Origin of the sequence: Amycolatopsis kentuckyensis, assembly GCF_002155975.1 — a bacterium.
Classification (GTDB): domain Bacteria; phylum Actinomycetota; class Actinomycetes; order Mycobacteriales; family Pseudonocardiaceae; genus Amycolatopsis; species Amycolatopsis kentuckyensis.
In genome coordinates, this window is the sequence record NZ_MUMI01000556.1 from 1 (window position 1) to 2,023 (window position 2,023).

The following is a 2,023-nucleotide window of genomic DNA, read 5'->3' on the forward strand; positions in this document are numbered from 1 at the left end:
GCCCCGGCGAGCCGGGCGCCGGACTGGTATCGCCCCCACGGGCCGGCGCGGGAGAGCTGTCGCCCCGAGCCGGGGACGGGCCGGAGTCGCCGGTGTGGGAGGGGGTGCTGTCGCTTCCGCGGGTGGGCGATGGGCCGGAATCCCCGGTGTGGGAGGGGGTGCTGTCGCTTCCGCGGGTGGGCGATGGGCCGGAATCCCCGGTGTGCGAGGGCGTGCTGTCGCTTCCGCGGGTGGGTGACGGGCCGGAGTCGCTGGTGTGCGAAGGGGTGCTGTCGCTTCCCCGGGTCGGCGATGGGCCGGAATCGCCAGCGTGCGAAGGCGTTCCGTCGCTTCCCCGAGCAGGCGACGGGCTCGAATCCCCCGTGTGCGACGGGGTCGAATCGCCCGCTCGCGAGGGCGAGCGGGTGGGCGACGAACCGGAATCCCCGGTGTGCGAGGGCGTTCCGTCACTTCCGCGGCTCGGCGACGGGCTCGAGTCGCCCGCATGCGTGTCGCCCGCGTGCGTGTCGCCGGCGCGGGACGTGTCGCCCGAGCGGGTGGAGGGGTTGCTCTCTCCGCTCCGGGCGGCCGATGGGCTGCCGTCCGGGGTGCCTTCGGCATCGCGCGACGATGACCCGTCCGGCGAGTCGGAATCCGCGTGACCGTCCCCACTGTGGGAGCCATCGGGAGAGCCGTCGGGCGAATCGCCGTCCGCGCCGCCGTGGGCCCGGGCGTGGACTCCGCCGCCCTCGCCCTTCGGGATCTTGCGGACGAAGCCGCCTTCCTTGACCTTGAGCCCGTCCAGACCGCTGACCTTGCCCAGCACCTTCCCGAAGACCTTCGCGATCTTCTCGAACAGGTCCACCAGCTTCGACAGCAGCGGCGACACTTTCCGGATCGTGTCGGTCAGCTTCTTGAGCAGCTCACCGATCTTCTTGCCCCACTTGGCGATCGCCGCCGACGCCTGGGCCACCACCACCGGCGTGCCGAAGCCGAGGCTGAAGACCTCCTCCATCACCCACGCGATGAGCTTGCCGACCAGGTCCGCGATCAGCTGCCGCACCGTCTCGCGGACGAACGACACGACCTGGCCCATGATCATCGTGACCGTGCTGATCGCGCCGGCCACCGTCGCCGCGCCCGACAGCGCGTCCGAATGCTCCGCCGCGAACTTGCGGTACGCGTCCGCGCCCGCTCCCGTCCAGCCCGTCGTGCCGTTCTTGACCGCGTTGTCGAAGTCCGTCTTCCGCTCGCCGAGCGCCTTCGAGACGTTGCCCCAGGTGTCCGCATAGGACTGGATCACCGGAGGGTTGCCCGCCACCGAATCCAGCATGTCCTTCAACGGCTGCACGTGTTCCATCAGGAACGACGCCACCGACGACATCAGGTACCCGAACGGGTCGATCGCCGCCCCGGCGATCTCGCCGGCCAGCGACAGCATGCCGAGGCCGCCGGAAACCCAGTCGCCGTCCTTGATGCCGTTGAACGCGTCCATCGACGACTCGGCGATGCCGATGCCGCCGGCCCAGCCGTAGTCGCCGTTGCCCGCCGTGAACGCGCCCGGCCCGTCCGGGTCCTTCTTGGCGTCGACGACCAGCGGGTTCCCCTCCGGCATCACGCACCGCCCGCGGACTTGTTCAGGTCGTCGGCGACGCCGGTTTCGTACTTGCGGTAGGCCGCCGCGGCCTCGCGGACCTTGCCCGAGACCGCCGTCATCGCCTGCACGGCGTCCTTGAGCGCGTCGATCCCGTACTGCTCCACCGGGTCGAGCAGCATCCGGAACGGCTGGCAGAGGATGCCGTACGCGTCGGTCGGCATGCTCACCTGGTTCGCCGCGTCGACGGCCTGCTGCAGCCCGTCGCCGATGGCGTCGAGCTGCTTCGCGTGCGCCGTCAGGTCGGTGCTGAGTTCCACGTCCGCCATCGGGTCCCCCTCAGGAAAGAATCGGTCCGCCGAAATCGTCTTCGTCGTCGTTGTCGGCCGGACGCCGGCGCCGCGGCGGTTGCGGCTGCTGCGGTGGCGCGGGCGGCGGCGGGGTGCGCGG

At 71.3% G+C, this 2,023-nt stretch carries 2 protein-coding genes; both read right to left on the minus strand.

Features of this window, described 5'->3' with window-relative positions:
* Window positions 1-1,594, minus strand: a 1,594-nt coding sequence (locus tag CCN39_RS41630; RefSeq protein WP_491844436.1) for a WXG100 family type VII secretion target, incomplete at its 3' end; no start/stop codon positions are given.
* On the minus strand, window positions 1,594-1,902 hold the full coding sequence (locus CCN39_RS41635; RefSeq protein WP_086851874.1) for a type VII secretion target: 309 nt from the start codon (window positions 1,900-1,902) through the stop codon (window positions 1,594-1,596). The genes CCN39_RS41630 and CCN39_RS41635, both read right to left, overlap by 1 nt.
* Window positions 1,903-2,023: the final 121 nt, after the last annotated feature.

Excerpts from the sequence above, each read along its gene's own strand:
- CCN39_RS41635 (WP_086851874.1), bottom strand. The coding sequence starts at position 1,902 with ATGGCGGACGTGGAACTCAGCACCGACCTGACGGCGCACGCGAAGCAG.